The organism is Saccharicrinis fermentans DSM 9555 = JCM 21142, assembly GCF_000517085.1.
In the GTDB taxonomy this organism is placed as follows: domain Bacteria; phylum Bacteroidota; class Bacteroidia; order Bacteroidales; family Marinilabiliaceae; genus Saccharicrinis; species Saccharicrinis fermentans.
Genome location: NZ_KI912107.1, coordinates 2,389,422 through 2,411,617 on the forward strand (window position 1 = coordinate 2,389,422; position 22,196 = coordinate 2,411,617).

The following is a 22,196-nucleotide window of genomic DNA, read 5'->3' on the forward strand; positions in this document are numbered from 1 at the left end:
TAATTAATCTAACGGTATTAGCATCCAATCAAAAAATATACTTTGATCTTCACTAAACTCTTCCTGAAAATAAATCTCCATATTTGTAGTACTGCGAGATCTGACAGCCCACGATATCAAATCATCGTTGCCATCTTCAGTATCATTAGCAAGTCGAATGGCTCCAAGAACTAAATAATTTGCGGTTGAAATTGTAGCACCAAATGGAATCACTTCACTATTAATGTCAGGATTACCACCTCGGATATCAAAAGGTCCGTATGTGCCTTTAGCGAGAGATACAATCGCTTTTTGTTCAAGTTCTTCAATATTATCTGCATTAGATTGTATATCCTGAGCGTTTACTAGAATATCATCTTCAACATCTGCTAAACGATTATTTAGAGCTGTCATTTGCGACATTAAACTTATGATAGTATCAGTACGTATGATAGAATCCCAAGATATATTATTTTCTGCGTCAGCTGACACTCCAAACTCAGCATTATAGCTTGTTTGCTCACGAGTACCAGCATCTACATTAGAAACTGTTACCTTTTTTACTATTTGCACGTTGCTTGAAATTGAACCTCCTTTAAAGGGCATTAAAATACCCTTTAAGAACATGTACCCCGGGGCTGCACTTGTTCCTGTAACTTCGCAACCCGAAACGATATAGTTATCGCCTCCTATATAGCCCAATTTCTCCATAGCTGCATAGGCGGCCTGCATAAATGCGAGTGAGTTAGTTGTAAGCGGAAAATCTTTCCTGTCTTGTAATGTTAATTTATCCATCTTTCTTATATATTTACCACAACATCAAATCTTTTGCCTGCCAGCTTATAATAATCAACAATACCTTTTAACCTGTACAGATCTGCCTCCGAAAATTGATATGGGATGTTTACAATAAAATCATAACTCCCCCCGTAATAAGCTGAATCATTATGTATTATTATACCCCCTTCAACATCATCAGATATGATTAGAGCGTCCAAATCAGTGTCTCTATTAATTAGTGTTACCACCTCACCTCCAGCGTCTGTTATGTATATCCTTCTATCAGAAGAATCAAAGGCATCATTTAAAGCCGATTCGATATAACATACCTGACTATTGTGGTTGAGTTTGTACAAGGTTTGTGTACGATAGCTAATAAAGTTATTATACACTACAACAATTTGCGAAATAAGAGCCTTTAACCAGGCCACATTAAATATCGTTCGCAACTTGTTTGGAAGTAACCATATCACAACAGAATTAAAGTCGATATTAAACATTTGCTTTATAGTTAAGTGTTAGATCATCATCTGTAACTGTTAAGTAACCTGCGTTAGGGGTAACCTTTCCCTGGACCGCTTGCCAGTCGTTGTCCGCGTATTTTGTTTCAACGCTTAATATTTCAGGTATATCAACACCGTCAGTGAGCTGAAGCGAATCAACCAGACTTGCTGGAATAAATTCACCGTTGAAGGGTAGCGCAGTAATAAATTTCCTTATCGTATCTTCGACTGGTGATTGACTAGGGTCTGTAATCAACGTTCCATCCGCATTTAGCACTTGCGGATCATAATATATATCCATAACAAGACGAAGATTGTCACCTTCAGAAGACACAACATTAATAACAACCCCTGCATCTTTTACAGCTGTTATATATGCTGTAAAAGGTGTTAATTCATCAGGAGAACTTGTACTTAAAGGTTGCAATTCTCCATTTTCAGTTTTTGCCACCTTCATAAACAGTGTTCCGTTTTTACTTTCTACGGCAGCATGACTTACTATTTTTGCATCTTCATCTTCTGTTTCGTAGTAGTCTGTTTCTGTCACTAACTCATACCCGTATTGGAATGCTTTAGCTTTTTCGGCATACCACATTTCGTTATGTGTTTTTTGTGTGGCTAGCTTCGCATCAATTTCAGATGTGTGATTATCAAATAGCACCTCCAGCAAATATGAAGCAACTGCAAAAACATACGCAAAAAGCCGCCATAAGGCCGTTTTACTTGTACTTGTAAGCACTTCGCTTAACGCCTCATCATCCTGAACGTTGTCAATTATTCCCTGCTGTATTTCTGTTATATTCCTTGCCATTTATTTAACTTATTATAAAATCAACTTCTAGCTTCCAATATCCAATTCCCTGAGGTTTTAGTGTTTCCGATTGTTCGACACTAAAGTCGGTTGCTATCTTTAAGCCCTTTCCGGCCAGAAACTCAACCACTAATTTGTTTAGCTTTTCGTTTCTTATATTTAAAACACTTCCAACAGGCAGATTCTCTGTTAAACCGATACTGTTATCAATTGTTAGCTTTTCGATTCCTTGTAGGGTTCCGTACTCTTGTATAGCAATGTCAAAAATATTTTGTCCTTGATGAACCGTTTGTGTGTTAGGTGCAATAGATGTATTTTTTCGAACTGTAACGGCAGGCAAATCATAGGTTACAGAGTCATCAACTTTAAGAACACTACCAGGACTTAAAATTGATGTTAATTCTATATTGTTATCCTTAGCTAATTGAGCGACACCCTGCATGTGTCCATACTCGCGTATGGCCACATCAAACAGGGTTTCACCCGACAGTATGCTTATGCTGTTCATTTTCGGCGTTTTTTTGCCTGATCCTGATCGTTACCTTCTAAATTAATATTCACGTTACCGTCTTTTTTAACCTTACCGTCAACGGAAACATTAATCTGATTTCCTGTATTTGCTTGTTTTTTTGCAAACGTATACCCTCCAACCAAACCAATTCCTATACCTAGAAACAGAAAGGTTGTGCACATGAATATTTTACCCTTTACAGTCATAATTCTTTACTTTTATATAACGAGAAATGGCATACACCTTTTTGGGGCTTCGCTTTTTTTTATATACCCCGTCACCGGTTCTACTACCGTTATTATTTGTATTTCCCTCAATTGTTATAAAATACCCAGACTTATCAGTCTTGATGTAAAATCCTACGTGCCCAACTCTTTTTAAAGATGAATAGTAAAATGTAACAACATCACCAGCGAGCGCAATTGTTTTTTTGTTTTTATAGCCTGATTTTGAATACCAAATCACATCCTTATCTCTGGCAAAGGATGGCGACCACGCAGAATTTGGATTACTAATTCCTACATTATATAAATTCCAGGAAACAAACGCTGCACACCAAGCTACTGGATAATCAAAGCCTACATGGTGTAGGTATTTATCTATATCAGGAGAGCTGTTTTGTGTTACTTCTCTTACATGTAGTTGCTCATTTAGATTATTCAATAATTTTTGCCTTACATCAGGCTGAGCCGATGCCGTTATAGATCCAGCTAACACAAACACTAAAAAAATAACTGTAGCTAATATGTACTTTATATTTTTCTCAAGCGTTGGGAAATTTCCATAAAAATCATCTCGTAAAAACCTAAATACATTTGGAAAAATAACCCTTACCCCAAACCATGCTGTAGCCAACACAACAACATAACGAACTATACTATACGCTATCGTTTCAAGTTCAGACATAACGTCAAAAAATGCAGAATTGGGAAAGTAATTTCCTAATACCCAGTTTAGGCAACCAAACGAAATCACTAACACGATTAGTGAAATCATTTCCTCTTTAAATGTTTTAAAAAATTTCTTCATAATCTTTTTTTTATTCCTCCAATTTATAATCAAGTTCAAAGCTCCCATCTTCGCTTATGCTAAGATCGGTTACTGTGTATCCATCTGTTTTTAAACCGACTTTAATCTCTCTTTTAATTTGGTTTAAACTGGTGTTTTGTTGTTTCAAAAACTTATTTAAACCTATTCCAACAGTCGGATTTTCTTTCAGCTCCCCTTTGTTGAGCTCCAGTAACATTTCAACGTGCTGGTCATCGGAAGCACCCGTAACAAAGTCACCGTTTGCCGTAGCAAAGTCGTTGTTTTCGTCTAATAGATAATCCTCACGTGCCATTAGTGTTTTACTTTTTCGTTAATGATTGCTTCAGGATCTGGATCCTCAAGCTGATTGCCAAACCAAGCAGTTGCAGCTGTCTTTAATAATGCTCCACCGTCTCCATTTGCCGGAGCCCAATTTTGAAACGCTGTTTTAAGCATGTTTAAATCGTTTTTAATCTCCTGTATTTCATCTATCACTTTCTGACTGATTGCTATTCCTCCATTGACTCCACCGTTTATGATTATTTCGTCAATATCTGTGGCGGTAATTACGTAGGCATCTGTTTTATTATTCTCAACCAATACAACCAGAACCCGACTACCAAGATTTGGATAAATGGAAACAACATTTTGACCCGGACTTGTAATAGCGTTTAATCTTACTTCAAATAAATCCGGTAAATCTTCACGCTCAACATTACAGGTATTTGCATCTCTATCCACTTTGGTAACCGTACCTTCAGTAACCATTACCGGAATAACCTTTTCGGCTACTTTTTCAGTTGCTGCCTGTATTACACTTTCTAAACTCATACTTTAAAGCTTAATGTGTTTTGACGTTCATAACCCTTTGTTAAATCGTAAACGATTATTGTCTTTTCAATCAAATAATTCCCCTCTCTCTCAGGTTCCAGATCATCAATTATTTTTAGAGTATCTCCAGCATGAGTTCTAGGGTAAGCAAAGCCAGTAATTGAACCTGAATACCCATCAAAACTTAGTTTATTATACCAAGCGTCAGCAGCTTGTTTTAATTCTTTTTCAGTTATTGCTCCAAAGTTTAAAGTTCTAACACTGGCATAGTTTACATCATCACTACCCGTTTCATACTTCAACTTTTTACCGTTACGCTGGTTGGCAATGGCTTTAATTCTAACTTTAACATCCTCTTTTCTATGATACGCAAGATCGTTTCGTTTTACATTATTGTAAAATTTATAAGTCCATATATCACCAATGCCCCTAACATCGTAGGCAAACTGACAGGTAATAACCTGATCCCGGATATATGAATAAAAGCCGTATTGTTTCTGTAATTCTCGCAAAACTCTGTAGCTACTGGCATTACTAATCTGAAAAGTACCTAAGTTGACCCCAGGACATTCGATAGTGTAATTTGGGGCAATAAATTCAAGCAACTGTTTTAAGCTTATACTTGGCCATGCTTTTACAAAGTTGTTGCGTTTTAGGTGATAAAAAGCATCATCTATATGTAATACAAGTGGCTCACTACTTTCAATCTCGTCTAAGAATCCAGAAAACTCAGTCCAATAGTTTCCATCATAACCAAGTTCTATTTTTACAGGATCACCTGTTTTCAAATAATCAAGAACCCCCTGCCCGGCAATCGTTGAATAGTTTCGAGGTAATACAACTATAGCTTTATCACCCAGTTCTTTTACACTCTCGGTAATTTGTACTCTGTTAACATTGTTAAAAACAACATTACCAACTGTTACTCTACTATTTGGTTCGTAATACATTTTCATATCATTGCCCTTGCACAATAAACTCAGCCTGACTTGTACTAATTAAACTCACACTGTACTTTACCGTATCAACATAACCCTCAACAAAGCTAATTTGATAATCATCTTTAAAAAATACCTCTTGAATATCCAAATCATCCCAGATTGTTCCTTCAACGGCATAAGTCCCTGCAGCCTCAAACATCTCAGTTATCTTTTTTACAAGACGCTGTGGATAGTTATGCGAATCGCTATCCACAAGTATTCCCTGCATACGAATTTGCCAACTTCTTAAACCAAAATTTTCTATCACCTCATAACCAGTACGGTCAATTGGTGTTATTACTGCATGTTTGCCACGCTTAAAGCTTACCATAGGCGGAGGCGCTAGAAAACCTTGAGAATCTTGTGTGCTCTGAAATTTAAAAAAAGGCAATGCTTTATTGTCTGACGAATTGACTCCAAATCGATATACTTTATCTGAATCAAGCGAGTTTTTAAAGGTAACATTAGCAAAGTCGGTTGAATCGTTACTATAAACATCTAAACCCGGAAGGTTAATGTTTATGCCTTCTAAATTGGCCAGTTGAACTAAGCGAGGTGCAACTTTTTGTGCTGTTACACCAAAAGCCTCGTTATACCTTTCAATTATACCACTTATTTTAATACCCATCTGTCTTATTTTTTACTCCTAGTATACCTTGTTCTGCCAACCATTCTAGCTGTCTAAACTTTTCCATCCATACTTCATCCTCTAAATTCTCAGGAAATGGTATGTGTAAAAAGTAGCTAAGCAAAGCATTGCCGCGCCGAAAAAAATTAACATGTTGCCTTATGCGACTATCACTATCATCAACACTGTCGATAGCAGGATAGCCGCTTATAAGTTTTTTATGTTACTTTTTGCGACTGGCAACAGGGTTGTTAAAAAGTCGAAAGCGCCATAAAAGAGAAAGTCATCTGCTTTTACTTGTTCTTTTTCTGTTAAAAGACAGGCATTTATCAAAATCTCTTTGCTTTTATTAGGATCTTTATCCATCCACTTTTCAAACTCTCCAACCGTTTTACGGTCAGGTACACGACCAATTACAGCCAGAAACTGCGTTCTGTCCTCATTTATAGGAAGCTCTCCAAGCTTTATTTTTTGCTGTCCATACCGCTTTTTCCAAGCGTCAATTATTTCTTGTGTAATTCCGTCAGGCAAGCTATTGCCTTCTTTCATGTTAACCACTGTTTGTAAAGTGGTTGCTTTTTTTTCTGTCGTCATTGGTGAATTTTTTTTTAATAAGCAGCCCAGAAGGGCTGCTTATTTATGCATTGTTATAATTAATATCTAATACAAACAGTGTAAACTGCCTTTTTAAGTCCATTTCGGTTTGCACTTCGCGCCCCTGATCTTGAAACTTACACAATAATGTATCATTAATGATATCGTTATTTTCGTTTGTGTAAGTAACATTTATTTCAAACGGTTTAATATCTATTAGAGATCCCCCCGCAGCCTTTTCAACAGCGCTAATACTTGCCAATCGAATAGTAATTGAACCATTATGGTTAATTTTTCCCATACTATACGATGTACCTTTGTTGCTACCGAGTGAGTGATTTAGTTGATGTTCCTGCTCTGTAGCGTATGATATCTCAGTTACTTCGTAGCTGAGACTACCAAACATTGTGACTTGAACATCTCCACCGTCATACGCTTTTCCGTTTTTCCTAACTAAACTCATTACAACGTAGTTTTAAGGTTTATCGTTCCACTTATTTTCTTGATAGTACCAGTTGGTACTATTGTAAAAGACACAAGCAATTCCTTGTCTCCGGTTAAAAGGTCGCTATCAGGATCAACAACAGTTTCTCCCCCGGAAATTAGCCCTTGTCCAGCCATGTAATCAAAGGCTGTATTACCTATCCCTTCAAAGTACTTAATCATACCGGTTGTTAATTTACCAGTGGATGTATCTACAGGCACAACCGTTTTAACTTTTGGGAGCAATCGTGTAAGCAGCTCACGCTTAGCTTTTCCCATTGTGAGGCCATGCGCAATTGTATTTTCATTAAAATAACCACTTGAATCAACTACTTCAGGGGCACATACATGATCATCGTTTAAACGAAAACCTGTAATACCAGTATAGCTTATGCCAAAAATGTAACCTTTGCTGTCGTATTCGCTCAGGTCGGTTTCAACCGCTGTAATTTTTTTGTGGTTACTTAAACCAGCTGTAACCCATATTGTGTTATTTGCATCGCTAATATCCAAGGTTTCCACCTCTCCTATGTTTTGGTTTACAGAAATGCTAGCTGACACACCTAACAGTGTACCTACATCCGCAAATTTTTTCGATTCCCCCGTTAAGGAATCGGCATAGTCCCAGTCCTGTCCAATCATAATTGATACATTACTGTATTGCATCACAACCCCCGAAACTTCAATATTCCTTAAGTTTAGTTGTGAGGCCGCTAAACCTGATATACCTCTACCTTCTAAAAAAATATTACAGGGTCTGTTTGTATCCCATGCAAATTCAGTAAGCTCTTGCGCAAGTGCAATTGAAGCCCTTACTGTTTCTTCTAAACCATCAACAAGAGTTGGAGTATAATCAGCCGGTTGATTGTAAGCAACTGCAATACGGCGAATTTCGCCACCTGCATCAATTATCATTTGTTCACCATAATTGGTTATTAAATCCTCCATTGAGGAGGATAATGAACCAATTACAAGATAAAGAGGAGTACCTGCACCAGCCATACGATAAAACTCGGTAATATGTCTGTATACACGCAAGTCATTATCTACATCATAGGCAGCATCAATACCCATCGCCTCAGCATCCTTTATCTTTTCTAGCTTGTATAAGGTTCCATTCGTCACCCCTGTAACCGACTCGCTCGACTCTACTTCTACACCATTTATCAATAGGCCACTTATAGCATCTGCAAGCGGGTTAACAGCCGCCCCAACGTCTCCTTTATCAATAGTTACACCGTTCATGCTTATTCTGCGTCAGTGGTTTTATCGATCTCTGACCTTTCAATTTTAGTCAGTCCTTTTTTTGCTTTTTTCTCCTCAGAGGAAAGGCTCAATTTTGCAAGATTTTCACTAGTAAAATACTCACCTTTAGGGTTTTTGTACAAGACGTCAGTTTTAAATCTGTCCAGTAATTCTAAATTCTTAGCTTTATTTGTTTTTGCTGCCATCACTTGAAAATTTTTAGGCTGTTTATAAATATTGTTATTACTACCGTAATCACGCCCCAAACTGCGCTTAATGTTTTGTTCTTTGTTTTAATAAAATGAACTTCATCTCGTAAGGTGTAATGACTCCGAGATACTTCATCGAGCTTGGAGTTCATGTTGTTTTGCCTTTCATTAAGAAGGATGAGCAGCTCTCGTTCAGAAAGCTTACTCATATCCATGCGAGATTCATTCATAATTTACGGTTATGCGTTATCACTCACGATTGCACCTCGAGCCTCCTCTCGTGTAGGCATCACAATAAAGTGATGACGGAAATTAACGAGATTACGTTGAGTTAGCGGATCAGTACTTGCTTTAGAGTGATACATTTTAGTCCATCCCTTCGCTTTTGCAGCCCGATTAAGGCTAAAAAATACCGACGCCTCCCTGTCTGTATCAGTAGGTATAGCCCCAAATGAGAGTTTTGTTTTTGTGGCTGGAGAAAAGTAAGGATTTGCCATATAAGAATAAAATTCAAACCCTAAACGGTTGTATACTTTTCCGGCAACAGGCTCAAAATATTGATCCTTAAACTTTGGATCAAGCTCTAGCAAATCATTTTCGTGATCTGAACATAGTACTAATCGACGTCCTTTCTTAGGAACCCCTAACTTATCAATGGCTTTTTTAAAGCGAACCAAGTCAGCCCATACAAGTCGCTTACGGCCTGTACCATCATCTTCTCCAGTTGTTACTAGAACAGGCATAGTAGAAGTCTCACTCGAGGGGGCTAGAGCATGAATGGATTTTTGTATTTTCCATTCCAAAATTGCTTCCGCATGCGTCTCTTTTGTGAGCCCCATTTTGTCGTACGACAAGGCATACAGCTCATCATCGGTTATTGGAGTTGCGGTAGTTTGATACTTATCAAGCGCAATAGGTATATCTTCACCATCCTGCTCCTTGATTGCAATCGGATAGGTTGTATTATTTATTAAAACATCAGGGTGTATACCAAAGTAAGTGAGATGAATAACCTGCATTTCGTCACCTACGGCGGCAACGTGCTGCGAATAATCTTTTATTCCATCTAAGAATGTTCCTTCACCTAGAGACGATAAGCGTTTTACAACTTCTTTTGTCCACACCTCCTTATATACACCAGATTGAGCAATAAAGCCTAAGCTGTTTAAAGGGATAAACGAAGCTGAAAATAAAACAGCTGTTGTTTCAAAGGCTGGCAATCCTGTGGCCATGGCTATTCCTGCGCCTGACAGCACAGAAACTAATAATGAGCAAAAAATACTAAAAAATAATTTCATTTTATTTGAATAAAAAAGTTTACAATCGAATTACTAGAACCTACACTTCAGGCTCTACTCCATACTCAGCTTTATACAAAGCTTTAAACTGCTCTGGGTCAGTTTCGGCCATGGCCTCTAAATCACCAGGAGCCTTGCTCTGATAATCATCCCACGTCCAAGCTTTACGCTCAGCAGATGAACTGGGTAAACCGGCTTTATCTCCTTTTATGTGACTAATAATACTATCTGCCTTTTGCATATCTGCGAATATGCCGTTAAGATCATCTAAACCCAACTTTTCTCCTCTAGCAACATAATCGGATTTTTGCTCCTTAGTAATTTTACCAGCCGCAATAGCAACATCTACAGCCGCTACAATAGCTTTTTTTCTCTCTGCTTTGGCAGCATCATCTTTAGCCTGCATTTTTGCATCAATAGCGGCCAAAATTTCTTCATCGGTACTTTCAGCCGTTACACTAGTAAGGTCGTACCTTGTAATCATTTCTGCTTTGTTCATCTCTGCTTTTGAATTTAATTGTGTTTTTTGCGTCGTAGTAAGTGCAGCAAAACGTTCATATGTTGCACGGGCTCCAATGGCACTTGCAGTATCGGTGTCAAGGCTTTGGATATTTTCTTTAGGTTTGAATTTAGAACCAACAAGGCGCATTTCAATTAACTGATCGGCATCAAACCAATAGTCGGACCCATCAAACCAACTTTCTATTTCGTCATCGGTTTTACCGGTTCTTTCCTTTAATACGGCCTTAAAGTTCTTTTCAAGCAACCTAAGCAAATTCGCGGCCTGCTCTAAATCCTTAGCCGTCCCATTAGCTCCACCAGAGGGGCTGTGACACATTCCTAAACCATTTTCGGCAATATGTACATTTTCTACTGGCGCAGCCAACATGATTATAAAACCCATACTCGCTGCCACCCCATCTATGTATATGTTTAGTTCACCATCAAAACCCGATAGAAAATTGTATATCAGATTTCCATCAAATACTGAACCTCCATAAGTGTGCATCCTAAAGTCTAGCTTATTGTATCCTGTTTGCTTTACCTCTTCAATAGCAGCTGCAACATTTCTATAATCCATATAGTAACCCCCTACGTATCCATAAATGGTTAATACTGCTTTGTCTGCTAATTTTTCAACTTTAAACATTTGCTTTATTACTTGTTTTGCGACGTATTTGTCATTTAGTATGTACAAGATTAGCCCATGCGAAAGGCATATGCAAAATATAGTGTAAGCCTTGTAATATAGCGTGTAATCATATTACTAATATTCGTTTTACAATGCTGTATACTCCACTTTTGCATGTAAATAAAGTATAAATGGCAAAGGAGAAAGAACAAAAAATAGCACGCGTACTTTTTGTAGAGCAGGGGAAGACAGCTAAGGAAATTAGCCGGTTAGTGAATGTTAGTGAGCAAACATTAAGCAAATGGATTAATACAAAAAATTGGAGAGCTGAACGAAATGCCCGTTTATCAGCTCCTGGCGTTCGAACTGACAACATTAAACAACTAATAAACGACCTTACTGAACAGCGCTTAACGCTCACACGCGAACTTAAAGAAGCTGAGAGCAATCTCGATTTAGAACGCTGTACCGAATTACGTTCCTCTATTGCCAAAGTTGATGACGGGGTAAGCAAATGGAATAAAACACTTGAAACTATTAACAAAGAGAGTACGGTAACATTATCAACCTACCTCGCTGTTATGGAAATGATTTTTGATGCTTTGCGTGAGCATGACGAAAAGCTTTTTTTACAAATGCTCGACTTTCAAGAGGTGCATTTAAACGATGTTTCATTAAAGTTTAAATAGCGATGAAGGCACAAGATAAACAGGCATTAAAAAAGTATCAGGAGAAACTTAACCTGATTCGATCTGGTAACTCAATTAACCCCAACGAAACCAAAACAGAACAAGAGGAACGAATTGAGAGAGCGAAAAAAGACTATGGTTTCTTTGTAATAACCTACTTTAAACATTATGCCGATGCTGATTGTGCAGACTTTCAGATTAAGCTAGCCAACAGAATTAAAAAGAATCCTAAATGTAGAGAGTTGGTAAGGTGGGGACGTGGTTTAGCAAAGTCGGTTCATTGTGATATTCTTATTCCATTGTGGTTATGGATTAACGATGAAAAAATCTACATGGTTATTGTAGGTAATAACTATGATAAGGCTGAAACTCTTTTAAGTGATGTGCAAGCCGAATTTGAAAGTAACCCATTACTTATACACGATTATGGAGATCAAAAGCTAGTAGGTTCTTGGACTGATGGAGATTTTAATACTAAGGACAATAGGTTTAAAGGTAAAGCTTTGGGTATGGATACCAGTCCACGAGGATTAAGAGAAGGCTCTCAACGACCAAACCTAATTGTTTGTGATGATTTAGAGGATAAGTTCACTTCTAAAAATCCCAAAAGACAAGATGATGTTGTTGAATGGATTGAAAAGGATCTATTAAAAACAATGGACGGACCTATTAGGAGATACCTTCACCCTAATAATGATCCATGGCCTAGAAGTATTCAGAATTTACTTGAAGCCAGACACCCAAAATGGCACTTAGATGAAGTAAAAGCTTACGACCAGGTAACCTATAAACCGGCATGGCATCAAAAGTATGATGATGACTATTACCGTGAAATCGAAGAGGAAGACGGAAGTTTAGCCTCACGAGCTGAGTACAACCACGAAAAGCATACTGAAGGTAAAATTTTTACCGATGACTTAATACAATGGGCTAAGCCTCCCCGCATCGACCATTTTAAAATCATTGTAGGTTTTTGGGATGTAGCCTACTCAGGCAAAAACGACTACAACGCTGTTAAGGTTTGGGGCTTGCATGGTCGTAACTTTTGGCACTTAAAAGCTTTTTGTAAACAGTGTCAAATGGTGGATGCCATTCGCTTTATGTATGACTACGAAAAAGAGATTCCAAGCAACATAATTATACACTGGAAAGTTGAAAGCCAGTTTTGGAACAAACCGTTAAAAGATGCTCTAAAGTTGGTTGAAAATGAGAAACGTAGACCGTTAAATATTATTATCGTAGAGCGTCCACGGATTAATAAATACGACCGTATTTTAACCATGCACCCATATTATCAGAATGGTAGGATATACCATAATGAAAGGGAGAAAGGTAATAATGATATGCAAACAGGAATTAGTCAGCTTAAAGGAATTGAGCCAAAATACAAAACTCATGATGACGGACCCGATGCAGATGAACAAGCCATAAACCAATTATCTGACTATATAGAGAGAGACAATTTTAAACCTATGACCACATCCATAGAGGAAATGAGGTCGTACAGCAGAAACCGTTTTTAATATGAGTTGTAAACATAAATATGAATTCTCTCGAAATGAAAGCTACTGGTATTATTGTGGTCGCAACAATAAAGCATTTGTGAGTACTTCTTTTTACTACTGTGAAATATGTTGCGAAGAGAAAGAAGTCACTAAACAAACAAGTGCATTTCCAAGTGAAGAATATAAATTACCAGACTGGGCTAAGGCAATTAACAAACACAGGAGGGATTTAGACGCATTATATTACTAAGTAAAATAAAAACATGGCATTCTTAAAAGAAAGTGATTATACAGTTCTCATTCGAAGTGAGATTGAAAAAATTATTGATGCTACAACAGAGCGCAGTAAAATACTGACAGCCGAAAAAATGGCTATTGCACAAATGCGAAACCATTTATCAGGTCGATTAGATGTAGATGCAATTTTTATTGATGCGCCTGCGGATGGGGAGGATGATTTGCGCGATCAGTACATCGTGATGCTAGCCATTGACATTACACTTTACCATTTATGGACTAAAGAAGGTGGTAATAACATTCCTAAAACACGTGAGTTGCGTTATAACGATGCACTAAAATGGTTACAAGATATACAAGCAGGGGCGCAAAGTGACTTGCCGCTTGCTACAGAGGATGGAATAGAACAAGGATTAGTGAAAATTTGGAGCGCTTCTGCTCCTGAGGATAATACCTATTAACATGAGAATTACAGAAAACATAACAAAAGAGTTTTTGTGGGGAGCATTTAAAAAAACTACATCGCCATTGATGGCTGCAGCTGGAAATAGTAAGGGTATCATTACACAACTGATTAGTGAGTTTGCAGACAGAAGTCGTTCAGACATTAAAAAATGGAGGGCGGCATTGTCAGCCTTTGAAGACCCAGATGACCCTAAAAGTGTACTACTGCAGGATTTGTTACGTAACCTCATGAGCGATGGCCACCTGATGGCTCAAATTCAAATTCGTAAAGCGGCTACATTAAGTAACCGTTTTATGGTAATTGACAAAAATGGTCAGGAGGTAGAAGAAAAAACCGAACTTTTGCAAACGGAATGGTTTTTCGACATTATGGAACACTTGCTAGATTCTCGTTTTTTTGGCTACTCGGTTCTAGAGCTAACTGACCCGGCTAACATGAAGTGGGAACTTATACCGCGCCGTAATGTTGTGCCAGCAACTAACATGGTTTTATTTGAGGCATCTGGTGATCAAGGCATTAATTTTACAGATCCTATGTTTGCACGAACAATTATTTATCGTTATGACATGGATCCAAAAGGCGCCCTTAATGACATTGTTCCTCAATTAATATGGAAACGAAATGCTCAACAGGTGTGGGCAGATTTTAGCGAACGTTTTGGTATACCTTTAGTATCTGCAGAAACATCAATCACAGATGCAAAAGAACTAAAGAGAATTGAAACGATGATGCGTCAGTTAGGTCGGGCGGCTCAAGCTGTACTCCCCGAAGGTGCAAAAATTACAATCCACGATGCTGCAACCAAAGGGGATCCGCATAAGGTATTTCTTGAACAAATTACGATTACCAATAATGAAATTGGTAAAAGGATAGTGGGTGGAACGATGCTTACCGATGATGGATCTAGCTTAAGCCAAAGCGAAGTGCATGAACGAACACTAGATGAAAAAATAGGAGAAAGCGACCGTCGTATGATTGAATTTACTGTTAATGGTAAGTTGATACCTATTTTAAATACATGGGGTTTTGGTTTTAAGGAAGGCGACCGGTTTGTATTTGACAGATCAGAAGATCTAACCATGGCCGAACACTGGGATATTGTAAGCGATGCCTTAACACATTACGAAATAGATGCTGAATGGGTAAGCCGTAGATTCAATATTCCTATTGTTGGTAAAAAAGAAACTACAAGTGCTGCATCTATAATTCCAACAGCCTTAAGCAAAAATTTTCGTTAGGGAGTAGTCCAACGGCTACGGCTACTCCCAAAGCCTTATACGAGCCATGTCCACATTGCGGAGGTAAACACCCCAGCGCAACTAACAGCCTGCCAGAAGGTGTTGAAAGTAAAATTAAAAGCCTTTTAAATACGCTTTTAAAAGATGTTTTCAATAACAAAATTAAGGCCGGAGACATTTATAAAAAACTATTAAAAATAGTAGGTAGTACGTTACAACAAGCTACAACCGAAAGCACAGGCACAAGCTTTGTTCAAGTAGACTGGAGTACACCTGATGCCAATATGTTGCAGCGTTTAACACAAGATGTTTGGCAATTTTCAGCCGCTAAAAACTATCAGCAAATGCAAGATATGACACTCGCTTTGCTGGATGATGATGGCAAGCTGCGCAGCTTTGCCGACTTTAAAGAAGAGGCCACAAAGACACATACAAAATATAATAGTACCTGGTTAAAAACTGAGTACGACCATGCCGTAGGTTCAGCAACCATGGCCAGCCGGTGGAGCGAGTTTGAAGAAAACGCAGCCGATCAGCCTTATTTAAAATACCAAACGGTAGGCGATAACAATGTAAGGCACGAACACCAGTTATTAAATGGTATCGTTCGCAAAATAACCGATAGTTTTTGGAACAAGTATTTCCCGCCTAATGGTTGGAAATGCCGTTGTGATGTAGTTCAGCTGTCGGCAAGTTATGCAAGTGAAACTGAAGCTTTACCAAAAGTTCCTATTGATAGTATGTTTGCCACTAATTTGGCTAAAACAGGAATGATATTTCCCAAAAACCATCCATACTATGACGGAGTGACGGATGATGTAATGAAACGTGCCGTTGCCAGTTTACCCGATGATGTGGCTTACAATAATGTTTACACAAGCGAGTCGGGTAATACGGTTGACTTACATATTTATCACGGCCTAAACGAAACGCCGGGCAATATTAAAACCGCTAAGTTTTTAGCTGATAACGGTTACGATGTTAAGCTATTGCCTGTACTGGATAAGGATGATAACGACATTAGAGAGCTGGTTTATAAAACCACCTCGTTTGTAAAAGGCAAAAACCCTGATGCATTAATCGACAACAAGTATTTGGTTGACCTTAAAAACTGTAAAAACAGCAGTGTTAGTGCAATTCATAACGGCATACGTAAAGCAAAAGACCAGTGTAATTATGGTGTAATAAACTTACCTGAAGTTATGGATAGCGATAATGTTGAGGATGCGGTTAGAGGACAAATGAAACACGCCAAAACAATTAAAGAAACATGGGTGATTAATGGTGATGAGTTATTGAAATACGATCGCAAAGGTTTAGGACTGGATTAAAAACAAAACGGCCAGCTAATAAATTAACCGACCGTTTTGGGAAGTGTGGGACTGCTCCCTCACTGGCACAAATATACGATACAATTAATTAAAAAACAATACTATGGACGGACAAGCAAAAGTTACTTTGTTGTTAGAGATGAAAAACCGAATTAAAACAGGTATGTCCGAAGCTAAAAAAAAGGTAAATAGTGGTGTGGGGGCAATGAAAGCAAAACTTTCTGAACTAAAAAAACACCACGTTGCAATGTTTTCGGCAATGAGTGCGCAATTCCCGATGTTTGGTAATGCAATAAGCACATTGGGTAATCCGTACACATTGTTAATTGGCGGTGTGGTGGCGTTGACTATGTTTTTAAGTAATGCCACGGGTGCAGCCGCCGATTTTAATCATGAATTTTTAGCCATTAAGCAGCTCAATCTCGATAAGAGCACCGAGCAAATGAACGCTTACAAAGATTCTATTAAAGCGGTAGCATTTGAAACAGGGCAAAACCTGTTAGATACTACCAAGGCTTTTTACGATATTCAATCCGCTACCGGGTTGTTTGGAAAAGATGTTGCCGATATTACCACAAAGGTAGGAAACTACGCTCTGGTAACAGGAGCCAAACTACCCGATGCTGTAAACCAAACCGTTAAGGCGATGAAGGCTTTTGGGGTTGGAGTAGATGGTATTGATAATTTATTAACCGCTAACGCAAAAACAATACAGTTAGGAATTACTACCTATGACGAACTAGCGCGAGTCCAAACAGAATTTGCAGGAGCAGCGGCTGGAGCTGGACAAAATGTAGATACTGCGAACAAGATGTTTTCAGTGTTTACTGCTATTGCCAAGGATAGTGTTACTGCAGCTACAATGACAAAAAGCGCCTTTGAAGGCTTTACTCAGGCTGGTACCGTTAAAGGGTTAAAAGGTATTGGCATTGAAATGTACGACGTAAACGGAAATATGCGGGATATGACCAGCATTTTAAAAGATGTTTCAACACAGTTTAAAGGAATGACATCAAAACAGATTGATGAAACAATTTCTAAAATTGGCGGTCCGGAGGGGTTACGTAATTTATTGATTAAATTAAAGACTGACGCCAACGGACTATTAGATACATTTGAAAAATACGACAAGGTTCAGTTTGATTGGTCTAAGGCTATCAAAAACGCCAAAGGTGATTTCCGAACTATATCAGCGATGGCAAAAAACAGGCTAGGGGTTGTTATGGCCGAAATTGGTGAGAAATTTTTACCATTATGGGTTATGGCATTAGAGAAAGTAAATAATGTACTAGACTTTGTTTTTAAAAATTTTGATACCATTTGGGCTGTAGTTAAAAACGTAGGTATTGCTTTAGGAGTTGCAAAGTTGGCTATGATTGCTTTTAATGTAATTACAGCTGCAAATCCGATTGGTGCAATTATAACAGCCTTTGTTCTACTTATTACTTATATAACTATAGCTTATAAAAAGTTCGATCAGTTTGGATCATTGATGATTGCGGCTTTAGGACCTCTGGGTATGTTGGTGAATATGTTTTTAAACATCAAGAATAACTGGAGTAGTATTATTGACTCTTTTAAGAATGGAGGTTTACTTGAAGGCATTAAACGTTTAGGGCTGGTATTAATTGATGCATTAGTAATGCCAATTCAACAAGCTTTGAACTTGATTGGAAAAATACCTGGACTTGAATTTGCTAACAAATGGGCAGGTAGCGTTGATAAATTTAGGAATCAAGTGTTAGGTATAAATACTAATGTTGATCCGGATCCTAAAAACGATCCAGACGGAAGTCCTACCCCTTTTGGTACGGTGGAAGATCCTTTTGGCGAAAACAATGGAACAAATGCAGATGGTAGTTTAGACAACTCTATTAATAAGATAACCGGTAGTGCCAAACAGGTTAAAAACATTACTGTAAACATTGATGCATTTAACAAAGGTGGTATTAACACTGCTAATACAACACTAAATAAAATGCAACCAGAAGAACTAGAGCAATGGATGACAAATATGTTTTTACGAGTTGTACGAAATGTGGAAACAAGCTATTAGGATGCAAGAAACAAGAAGCTATATTTTAACCCTTGACAGGGTTAGCAAGGCGGTAAACAAACTACCTGCACGGGCAGCTACTGAGGCGGTAAACTTTAGTAAGGAAAGATTTCGTGCGCAAAACTGGATTGATAACTCTACGCAGCCATGGAAAAAGCGCAAGGTGGTTAAAAATGAAAGCAACCGAAAATCGGGGCGGGCTACGCTGGTTGATACAGGACGTTTAAGGCGAAGCATTCGAAAAGTTCGCGTAAGCAAAACCAGCGCCATTATTGGTACAGATGTTCCTTATGCGGAAGCGCATAACGATGGTTATAGAGGCAGGGTGAAACAACGAGTTAGAGCGCATACTAGAACTACAATACATGGCAAAGTAAATGTAAAAACACATAGCCGCGTTATAAATTTGAACCTTCCACGGCGTAGGTTTATTGGTAATTCAGCACAGTTAGAAAAGCAAATAACACGAATGATGACTTTAGAGATTAGGAGGGCAATCAATGTATAAACTTTATAAAAAAATCGCACAAGCATTCACTGATAAAAAACAGATGTTTATCGATAGGGGCTTAATGCCGGTAAGGCAATGTGATATATATATGGGACAGCCAGATGACCCCGAAAGCTTTGAATTGTTTTTTCCTGCCGTATTTGTAGACTGGGCAATTACACCTGGAGGACCAGGGGAGGAAGATTTAATTGTAATTGATTTTCACATTGTTGAGGAACCGGGTACACACTCAGAAAATTTTAGTAACCGCTTAAATGAAAGTCTTAATTATATAAAACGAATAAAAGCGGTTAAGTACTTAATGAATAGGTTACGGGCGTCAAATTCTACGCCACTTACTTACAATGGAGAACGCCCCCGTACAACGCCTTTTTTCAAGTATCACATTGTTAGCTATAAGTGTTACATAGATGCCGACACTGAAAGTATTTGGCGATCCGAAATGGATGATACAATTCCGAATGACGTAGGAGTTGTAAATCGTAATTTAAAAGAAACCGAAACAAAGCCTATTCCATCACCCATCATCGATACTTATTAGACATAAAAAAAAGCCCTGCAATCGCAAAATTGCAGGGCTTTTTATTAATCGCGTCAAAGAAAAAGTTACTTAATTACTAAAGTATAATCTTTAAAATTAACATCTTCTCCAGCATCCATCCATTCGCCATTAGGAGCAAAAACACCTTGTGCAAATGATAACTCTTCATTTTCTTTAAAACACCTGACCATTACAGACTTTGTTTTCGTGTCTTTTACCAGCTGATCTATCAAATGATGTTTGATATGATTACTTAGTTCTAAGCTATCCAATTCATCTTTAACAACGACATTAATTGAAGCTCGTTTAATTTTAATAATAGGTACATCTTTAACACTTTCAACAACTGAAGCATTTATGTTTGCTGGTTCTTTGTATTTTAGTATTTCATTAAAAAAATTCCTTTTCAAATCTTTGAGTTTAAAGGTAGTTTTAATTTCTCCTGATGTCGTTGTAATAAATTCAAGTTGCTTTAATACACTCTCACTAGGTTGTACAATTTTGTTCCTTACACAAAGGATTTCAACATCATCAAAATTTATTATATTTTCGCCAAAGTCAGAAATAAACATACCATTTTTAACCTCTGTTATCGCTTGACCTCTAACTACCCCATCGATAAAATAACTAATACTTAATTCTGTATTATCAGGTAAGTTGGTTTTACCTCTTAAAGTATAGCCGTCATTCCTTGCGTTAAGCTGTACATCAATACTCCAGTCGGTTGGTTCCGTTATAACCCTATGGTTTGAATGGTTACATGCAAATAAAAATATAGCTAGAAATGTTGTTGATAATAATATTGTTCTCATAATAATAGTTTTAAAACAGTTGCATTTGCATACGTTTAGCTTCTGTTAATTGTTTCAGTTCTCTTTTTGCGTTTGCCCCAAGATAGCTGTAGAATGTTTTACGACTTATGTGATAATGAGGTTTAATCACATGCCTAAACACCCACTCTTGTGTAACGCCTTTTTGAGTATGCTCTAAGGTTTTGTTTTGAACATCAATCATTCGTCTTAATAGATTCTCCCTTGTATAAGCCATCTGCACAAATCGTTTTAAGTCCTATACAAAAATAGTTTAATTTAATTAAAGTAAAAACTATTGAATTTTAACAAACCACAACAGTCAATAAGCGCCATTTAAACGGCGCTTATTTTGATGTTAGCGTTCATTTGCTAACGCTCTCTCTACTTGCCTCCATTGGTTTTTCATCCCCTTTACAGTCGTTCCATATCTAAAAGCAAAATCTTCCATTCTATCACCTTTTTCCGGTCGTCGGCTCGGTCTCATATCTATATAGTCGCATTTTGCTATACAGTTCTTTTCATAAGCTAAAGCAGCGTTAAAAGCCTTCTCTTGTGCTTCAATCCATTCCTTTGTTGGTTCAGCAAAATACTTATCTCTAAATTCTTTATTATCCATTTTCTTTCTGTTAAGTGCCAACGCTCAAAAAACGAAACGCTAACAATGTGTATATGCAATAAGGCTAATTAACTTTAGTTCTTCGGTTTAATGTACGTGCATAACCTTACTACACATACACAAACCGTTGTGGTTTATTATTAATACCTTTTATCTGTCCAGTTAATAATTTTACCTTCAAAATCCTCATTAAACCAAAGAAGAAACTCTCCCAAACAATCAAAGCCATCGTTATGCGCAAGCTCAATCATTTCATCAATATTCAATAAACGATCATCGACGTATATTTTAACATCGTTCATATATTCGGTTGGGCATTCAATTTTAATGCTTTGAACTCCTGTGCAAATATTTTCTTGAAAGCAATTGTAATATTTATTTCTAACGCCATTCGCTTGTTGAATCTTCATACCTACTTTCCAACGGGTCTTTACATCGGCTAGTATGGTGTGTATTTTTTCACCTCGCTTAATCTTATATTCAAAATTAGTAGGCTTCGAAGTTCCTTCTTTAGTTTTTCTGTATGATAGTATCATGCTGCCTCCTTTAATAGTTGTTTTTCCTCTTCAGTTCTGTTTGCTTCGCTTTTCTTTTTAATTCGACTCACTTCGGCTTTTAAATAAACATCCATCATTTTTTCAATGTCAGTTTGTTTACTTTCTAACTGAGACTTTAAAGACTTAATCTCTCTTTTACTATTTTGCAACTGCTCCATAGTATCTGAATTGACACTTTTAAGAGACTTCAATTCACTTTTAACTGAATCATACCTGAGTCCGAGTGAGTTTAATCTTTCTTTCAACTCAGTTTCTTTCACTTTTGAGTCACTTTTAAAACTCTTAAACTCAATTAAGCCTAAGCTAAATGTGATAATGCCCGTGAACGAAGCCATAAAAAAGGTAAGGGCTAAACGGATTGGGTTATCTAATAAAGTATCGTAATGAGTTAAATTAAGCCCTAAGAACATGAGCCCGGTATCAAATACCGGGAATAAGTATTTAGGCCATTTAACAACGCTGTTCATCATTACCAGTATAGTCACAACACTAAAGGCAATAGAACCAATAACAGCAAAAGCCTGATCTAACGCTTCAGTAGCGTTATTAAGGTATATGAGGCTTTTGGCGTTTATATAGCTCAACTCTATTATTAAAAAGAGTAAAGCTACAGATATGAGGATT

The 22,196-nt window shown here is 37.5% G+C and carries 29 protein-coding genes; 8 read left to right on the forward strand and 21 right to left on the reverse strand.

Going from position 1 to position 22,196, the window contains the following annotated elements; translation table 11 throughout:
- Positions 1–3: 3 nt before the first annotated feature.
- The 16 genes from CYTFE_RS0109330 to CYTFE_RS0109415 all read right to left on the reverse strand — a co-directional run bounded on the left by CYTFE_RS0109330 (position 4) and on the right by CYTFE_RS0109415 (position 11,031).
- Entirely contained in the window at positions 4–774 is a 771-nt protein-coding gene (locus tag CYTFE_RS0109330) for a hypothetical protein (protein ID WP_027471577.1), read from the reverse strand.
- 5 nt (positions 775–779) lie between these two features.
- Positions 780–1,259, reverse strand: a complete 480-nt coding sequence (locus CYTFE_RS0109335) for a hypothetical protein (protein WP_027471578.1) — start codon at positions 1,257–1,259, stop codon at positions 780–782.
- Positions 1,252–2,073 carry a hypothetical protein gene (locus tag CYTFE_RS0109340; RefSeq protein WP_027471579.1) on the reverse strand — a complete coding sequence of 274 codons (822 nt, stop codon included), beginning with the start codon at positions 2,071–2,073 and terminating at the stop codon, positions 1,252–1,254. Before CYTFE_RS0109340 ends, CYTFE_RS0109335 begins: the two co-directional genes overlap by 8 nt.
- A gap of 4 nt (positions 2,074–2,077) precedes the next feature.
- Positions 2,078–2,581, reverse strand: a complete 504-nt coding sequence (locus CYTFE_RS0109345; protein ID WP_027471580.1) for a hypothetical protein — start codon at positions 2,579–2,581, stop codon at positions 2,078–2,080.
- Positions 2,578–2,790, reverse strand: a complete 213-nt coding sequence (locus CYTFE_RS0109350) for a hypothetical protein (RefSeq protein WP_027471581.1) — start codon at positions 2,788–2,790, stop codon at positions 2,578–2,580. Before CYTFE_RS0109350 ends, CYTFE_RS0109345 begins: the two co-directional genes overlap by 4 nt.
- The gene (locus CYTFE_RS28635; RefSeq protein WP_161636330.1) at positions 2,774–3,613 is read right to left on the reverse strand and encodes a C40 family peptidase; all 840 of its coding nucleotides are present in this window, start codon (positions 3,611–3,613) and stop codon (positions 2,774–2,776) included. Before CYTFE_RS28635 ends, CYTFE_RS0109350 begins: the two co-directional genes overlap by 17 nt.
- Before the next feature lie 10 nt (positions 3,614–3,623).
- On the reverse strand, positions 3,624–3,926 hold the full coding sequence (locus CYTFE_RS0109360; RefSeq protein WP_027471582.1) for a hypothetical protein: 303 nt from the start codon (positions 3,924–3,926) through the stop codon (positions 3,624–3,626).
- Positions 3,926–4,444: a hypothetical protein gene (locus tag CYTFE_RS28640; protein WP_052343114.1), complete on the reverse strand. Its 519-nt coding sequence runs from the start codon at positions 4,442–4,444 to the stop codon at positions 3,926–3,928. Before CYTFE_RS28640 ends, CYTFE_RS0109360 begins: the two co-directional genes overlap by 1 nt.
- Entirely contained in the window at positions 4,441–5,394 is a 954-nt protein-coding gene (locus tag CYTFE_RS0109370) for a hypothetical protein (protein ID WP_044214258.1), read from the reverse strand. The genes CYTFE_RS28640 and CYTFE_RS0109370 overlap by 4 nt, the downstream gene beginning before the upstream one ends.
- Before the next feature lie 7 nt (positions 5,395–5,401).
- On the reverse strand, positions 5,402–6,052 hold the full coding sequence (locus CYTFE_RS0109375) for a DUF6046 domain-containing protein (protein WP_027471584.1): 651 nt from the start codon (positions 6,050–6,052) through the stop codon (positions 5,402–5,404).
- A gap of 207 nt (positions 6,053–6,259) precedes the next feature.
- Positions 6,260–6,601, reverse strand: coding sequence for a hypothetical protein (locus CYTFE_RS0109385; RefSeq protein ID WP_152541901.1), 342 nt, complete (start codon positions 6,599–6,601; stop codon positions 6,260–6,262).
- A gap of 88 nt (positions 6,602–6,689) precedes the next feature.
- Positions 6,690–7,109 carry a hypothetical protein gene (locus CYTFE_RS25885; protein ID WP_044214256.1) on the reverse strand — a complete coding sequence of 140 codons (420 nt, stop codon included), beginning with the start codon at positions 7,107–7,109 and terminating at the stop codon, positions 6,690–6,692.
- Positions 7,109–8,374 carry a DUF2586 family protein gene (locus tag CYTFE_RS0109395; protein WP_027471586.1) on the reverse strand — a complete coding sequence of 422 codons (1,266 nt, stop codon included), beginning with the start codon at positions 8,372–8,374 and terminating at the stop codon, positions 7,109–7,111. Before CYTFE_RS0109395 ends, CYTFE_RS25885 begins: the two co-directional genes overlap by 1 nt.
- 2 nt (positions 8,375–8,376) lie before the next feature.
- Positions 8,377–8,580 (reverse strand): hypothetical protein, encoded by a 204-nt coding sequence (locus tag CYTFE_RS0109400; RefSeq protein ID WP_027471587.1) that lies wholly within the window; start codon positions 8,578–8,580, stop codon positions 8,377–8,379.
- A 242-nt stretch (positions 8,581–8,822) separates the two neighbouring features.
- Positions 8,823–9,881: a hypothetical protein gene (locus CYTFE_RS0109410; RefSeq protein ID WP_027471589.1), complete on the reverse strand. Its 1,059-nt coding sequence runs from the start codon at positions 9,879–9,881 to the stop codon at positions 8,823–8,825.
- A 40-nt stretch (positions 9,882–9,921) separates the two neighbouring features.
- Positions 9,922–11,031, reverse strand: a complete 1,110-nt coding sequence (locus CYTFE_RS0109415) for a Clp protease ClpP (protein WP_044262705.1) — start codon at positions 11,029–11,031, stop codon at positions 9,922–9,924.
- Positions 11,032–11,204: 173 nt separating this feature from the next.
- On the opposite strand from CYTFE_RS0109415, the gene CYTFE_RS0109420 reads away from it, so the two are divergent.
- From CYTFE_RS0109420 to CYTFE_RS0109455, 8 genes are all read left to right on the forward strand, one after another.
- Positions 11,205–11,702, forward strand: coding sequence for a DUF1804 family protein (locus tag CYTFE_RS0109420; protein WP_027471591.1), 498 nt, complete (start codon positions 11,205–11,207; stop codon positions 11,700–11,702).
- A 2-nt stretch (positions 11,703–11,704) separates the two neighbouring features.
- Positions 11,705–13,225, forward strand: a complete 1,521-nt coding sequence (locus CYTFE_RS25890; protein WP_044262708.1) for a hypothetical protein — start codon at positions 11,705–11,707, stop codon at positions 13,223–13,225.
- 245 nt (positions 13,226–13,470) lie between these two features.
- Entirely contained in the window at positions 13,471–13,905 is a 435-nt protein-coding gene (locus tag CYTFE_RS25895; protein ID WP_052343115.1) for a phage protein Gp36 family protein, read from the forward strand.
- Position 13,906: 1 nt separating this feature from the next.
- Positions 13,907–15,148, forward strand: a complete 1,242-nt coding sequence (locus tag CYTFE_RS0109435; protein ID WP_027471592.1) for a phage portal protein family protein — start codon at positions 13,907–13,909, stop codon at positions 15,146–15,148.
- 344 nt (positions 15,149–15,492) lie between these two features.
- A complete protein-coding gene (locus tag CYTFE_RS28645; protein WP_162150082.1) occupies positions 15,493–16,479 on the forward strand; it encodes a phage minor head protein in 987 nt (328 codons plus the stop codon).
- Positions 16,480–16,582: 103 nt separating this feature from the next.
- A complete protein-coding gene (locus tag CYTFE_RS0109445; protein WP_027471594.1) occupies positions 16,583–18,535 on the forward strand; it encodes a phage tail tape measure protein in 1,953 nt (650 codons plus the stop codon).
- Position 18,536: 1 nt separating this feature from the next.
- Positions 18,537–19,043 (forward strand): phage virion morphogenesis protein, encoded by a 507-nt coding sequence (locus CYTFE_RS28650; RefSeq protein ID WP_052343116.1) that lies wholly within the window; start codon positions 18,537–18,539, stop codon positions 19,041–19,043.
- A complete protein-coding gene (locus tag CYTFE_RS0109455; protein WP_027470138.1) occupies positions 19,036–19,587 on the forward strand; it encodes a hypothetical protein in 552 nt (183 codons plus the stop codon). The genes CYTFE_RS28650 and CYTFE_RS0109455 overlap by 8 nt, the downstream gene beginning before the upstream one ends.
- Positions 19,588–19,652: 65 nt before the next feature.
- Here the strand turns inward: CYTFE_RS0109455 and CYTFE_RS0109460 are convergent, their stop codons facing one another.
- The 5 genes from CYTFE_RS0109460 to CYTFE_RS0109480 form a co-directional block, all read right to left on the reverse strand.
- Positions 19,653–20,399, reverse strand: coding sequence for a hypothetical protein (locus tag CYTFE_RS0109460; protein ID WP_027471595.1), 747 nt, complete (start codon positions 20,397–20,399; stop codon positions 19,653–19,655).
- A 10-nt stretch (positions 20,400–20,409) separates the two neighbouring features.
- Positions 20,410–20,634, reverse strand: a complete 225-nt coding sequence (locus CYTFE_RS0109465) for a hypothetical protein (RefSeq protein ID WP_027470140.1) — start codon at positions 20,632–20,634, stop codon at positions 20,410–20,412.
- A gap of 120 nt (positions 20,635–20,754) precedes the next feature.
- The gene (locus tag CYTFE_RS0109470; protein ID WP_027471596.1) at positions 20,755–21,015 is read right to left on the reverse strand and encodes a hypothetical protein; all 261 of its coding nucleotides are present in this window, start codon (positions 21,013–21,015) and stop codon (positions 20,755–20,757) included.
- 140 nt (positions 21,016–21,155) lie between these two features.
- Positions 21,156–21,551, reverse strand: a complete 396-nt coding sequence (locus CYTFE_RS0109475; protein WP_027471597.1) for a hypothetical protein — start codon at positions 21,549–21,551, stop codon at positions 21,156–21,158.
- The coding region (locus CYTFE_RS0109480) for a hypothetical protein (protein ID WP_162150083.1) at positions 21,548–22,196 on the reverse strand (649 nt) is incomplete at its 5' end. The genes CYTFE_RS0109475 and CYTFE_RS0109480, both read right to left, overlap by 4 nt.

What these genes read in the sequence shown, in the direction of transcription:
- CYTFE_RS0109330 (WP_027471577.1), bottom strand. Translation starts at nt 774, where the DNA reads ATGGATAAATTAACATTACAAGACAGGAAAGATTTTCCGCTTACAACT.
- CYTFE_RS0109335 (WP_027471578.1), bottom strand. Translation starts at nt 1,259, where the DNA reads ATGTTTAATATCGACTTTAATTCTGTTGTGATATGGTTACTTCCAAAC.
- CYTFE_RS0109340 (WP_027471579.1), bottom strand. Translation starts at nt 2,073, where the DNA reads ATGGCAAGGAATATAACAGAAATACAGCAGGGAATAATTGACAACGTT.
- CYTFE_RS0109345 (WP_027471580.1), bottom strand. Translation starts at nt 2,581, where the DNA reads ATGAACAGCATAAGCATACTGTCGGGTGAAACCCTGTTTGATGTGGCC.
- CYTFE_RS0109350 (WP_027471581.1), bottom strand. Translation starts at nt 2,790, where the DNA reads ATGACTGTAAAGGGTAAAATATTCATGTGCACAACCTTTCTGTTTCTA.
- CYTFE_RS28635 (WP_161636330.1), bottom strand. Translation starts at nt 3,613, where the DNA reads ATGAAGAAATTTTTTAAAACATTTAAAGAGGAAATGATTTCACTAATC.
- CYTFE_RS0109360 (WP_027471582.1), bottom strand. Translation starts at nt 3,926, where the DNA reads ATGGCACGTGAGGATTATCTATTAGACGAAAACAACGACTTTGCTACG.
- CYTFE_RS28640 (WP_052343114.1), bottom strand. Translation starts at nt 4,444, where the DNA reads ATGAGTTTAGAAAGTGTAATACAGGCAGCAACTGAAAAAGTAGCCGAA.
- CYTFE_RS0109370 (WP_044214258.1), bottom strand. Translation starts at nt 5,394, where the DNA reads ATGTATTACGAACCAAATAGTAGAGTAACAGTTGGTAATGTTGTTTTT.
- CYTFE_RS0109375 (WP_027471584.1), bottom strand. Translation starts at nt 6,052, where the DNA reads ATGGGTATTAAAATAAGTGGTATAATTGAAAGGTATAACGAGGCTTTT.
- CYTFE_RS0109385 (WP_152541901.1), bottom strand. Translation starts at nt 6,601, where the DNA reads ATGAAAGAAGGCAATAGCTTGCCTGACGGAATTACACAAGAAATAATT.
- CYTFE_RS25885 (WP_044214256.1), bottom strand. Translation starts at nt 7,109, where the DNA reads ATGAGTTTAGTTAGGAAAAACGGAAAAGCGTATGACGGTGGAGATGTT.
- CYTFE_RS0109395 (WP_027471586.1), bottom strand. Translation starts at nt 8,374, where the DNA reads ATGAACGGTGTAACTATTGATAAAGGAGACGTTGGGGCGGCTGTTAAC.
- CYTFE_RS0109400 (WP_027471587.1), bottom strand. Translation starts at nt 8,580, where the DNA reads ATGGCAGCAAAAACAAATAAAGCTAAGAATTTAGAATTACTGGACAGA.
- CYTFE_RS0109410 (WP_027471589.1), bottom strand. Translation starts at nt 9,881, where the DNA reads ATGAAATTATTTTTTAGTATTTTTTGCTCATTATTAGTTTCTGTGCTG.
- CYTFE_RS0109415 (WP_044262705.1), bottom strand. Translation starts at nt 11,031, where the DNA reads ATGTTTAAAGTTGAAAAATTAGCAGACAAAGCAGTATTAACCATTTAT.
- CYTFE_RS0109420 (WP_027471591.1), top strand. Translation starts at nt 11,205, where the DNA reads ATGGCAAAGGAGAAAGAACAAAAAATAGCACGCGTACTTTTTGTAGAG.
- CYTFE_RS25890 (WP_044262708.1), top strand. Translation starts at nt 11,705, where the DNA reads ATGAAGGCACAAGATAAACAGGCATTAAAAAAGTATCAGGAGAAACTT.
- CYTFE_RS25895 (WP_052343115.1), top strand. Translation starts at nt 13,471, where the DNA reads ATGGCATTCTTAAAAGAAAGTGATTATACAGTTCTCATTCGAAGTGAG.
- CYTFE_RS0109435 (WP_027471592.1), top strand. Translation starts at nt 13,907, where the DNA reads ATGAGAATTACAGAAAACATAACAAAAGAGTTTTTGTGGGGAGCATTT.
- CYTFE_RS28645 (WP_162150082.1), top strand. Translation starts at nt 15,493, where the DNA reads ATGCAAGATATGACACTCGCTTTGCTGGATGATGATGGCAAGCTGCGC.
- CYTFE_RS0109445 (WP_027471594.1), top strand. Translation starts at nt 16,583, where the DNA reads ATGGACGGACAAGCAAAAGTTACTTTGTTGTTAGAGATGAAAAACCGA.
- CYTFE_RS28650 (WP_052343116.1), top strand. Translation starts at nt 18,537, where the DNA reads ATGCAAGAAACAAGAAGCTATATTTTAACCCTTGACAGGGTTAGCAAG.
- CYTFE_RS0109455 (WP_027470138.1), top strand. Translation starts at nt 19,036, where the DNA reads ATGTATAAACTTTATAAAAAAATCGCACAAGCATTCACTGATAAAAAA.
- CYTFE_RS0109460 (WP_027471595.1), bottom strand. Translation starts at nt 20,399, where the DNA reads ATGAGAACAATATTATTATCAACAACATTTCTAGCTATATTTTTATTT.
- CYTFE_RS0109465 (WP_027470140.1), bottom strand. Translation starts at nt 20,634, where the DNA reads ATGGCTTATACAAGGGAGAATCTATTAAGACGAATGATTGATGTTCAA.
- CYTFE_RS0109470 (WP_027471596.1), bottom strand. Translation starts at nt 21,015, where the DNA reads ATGGATAATAAAGAATTTAGAGATAAGTATTTTGCTGAACCAACAAAG.
- CYTFE_RS0109475 (WP_027471597.1), bottom strand. Translation starts at nt 21,551, where the DNA reads ATGATACTATCATACAGAAAAACTAAAGAAGGAACTTCGAAGCCTACT.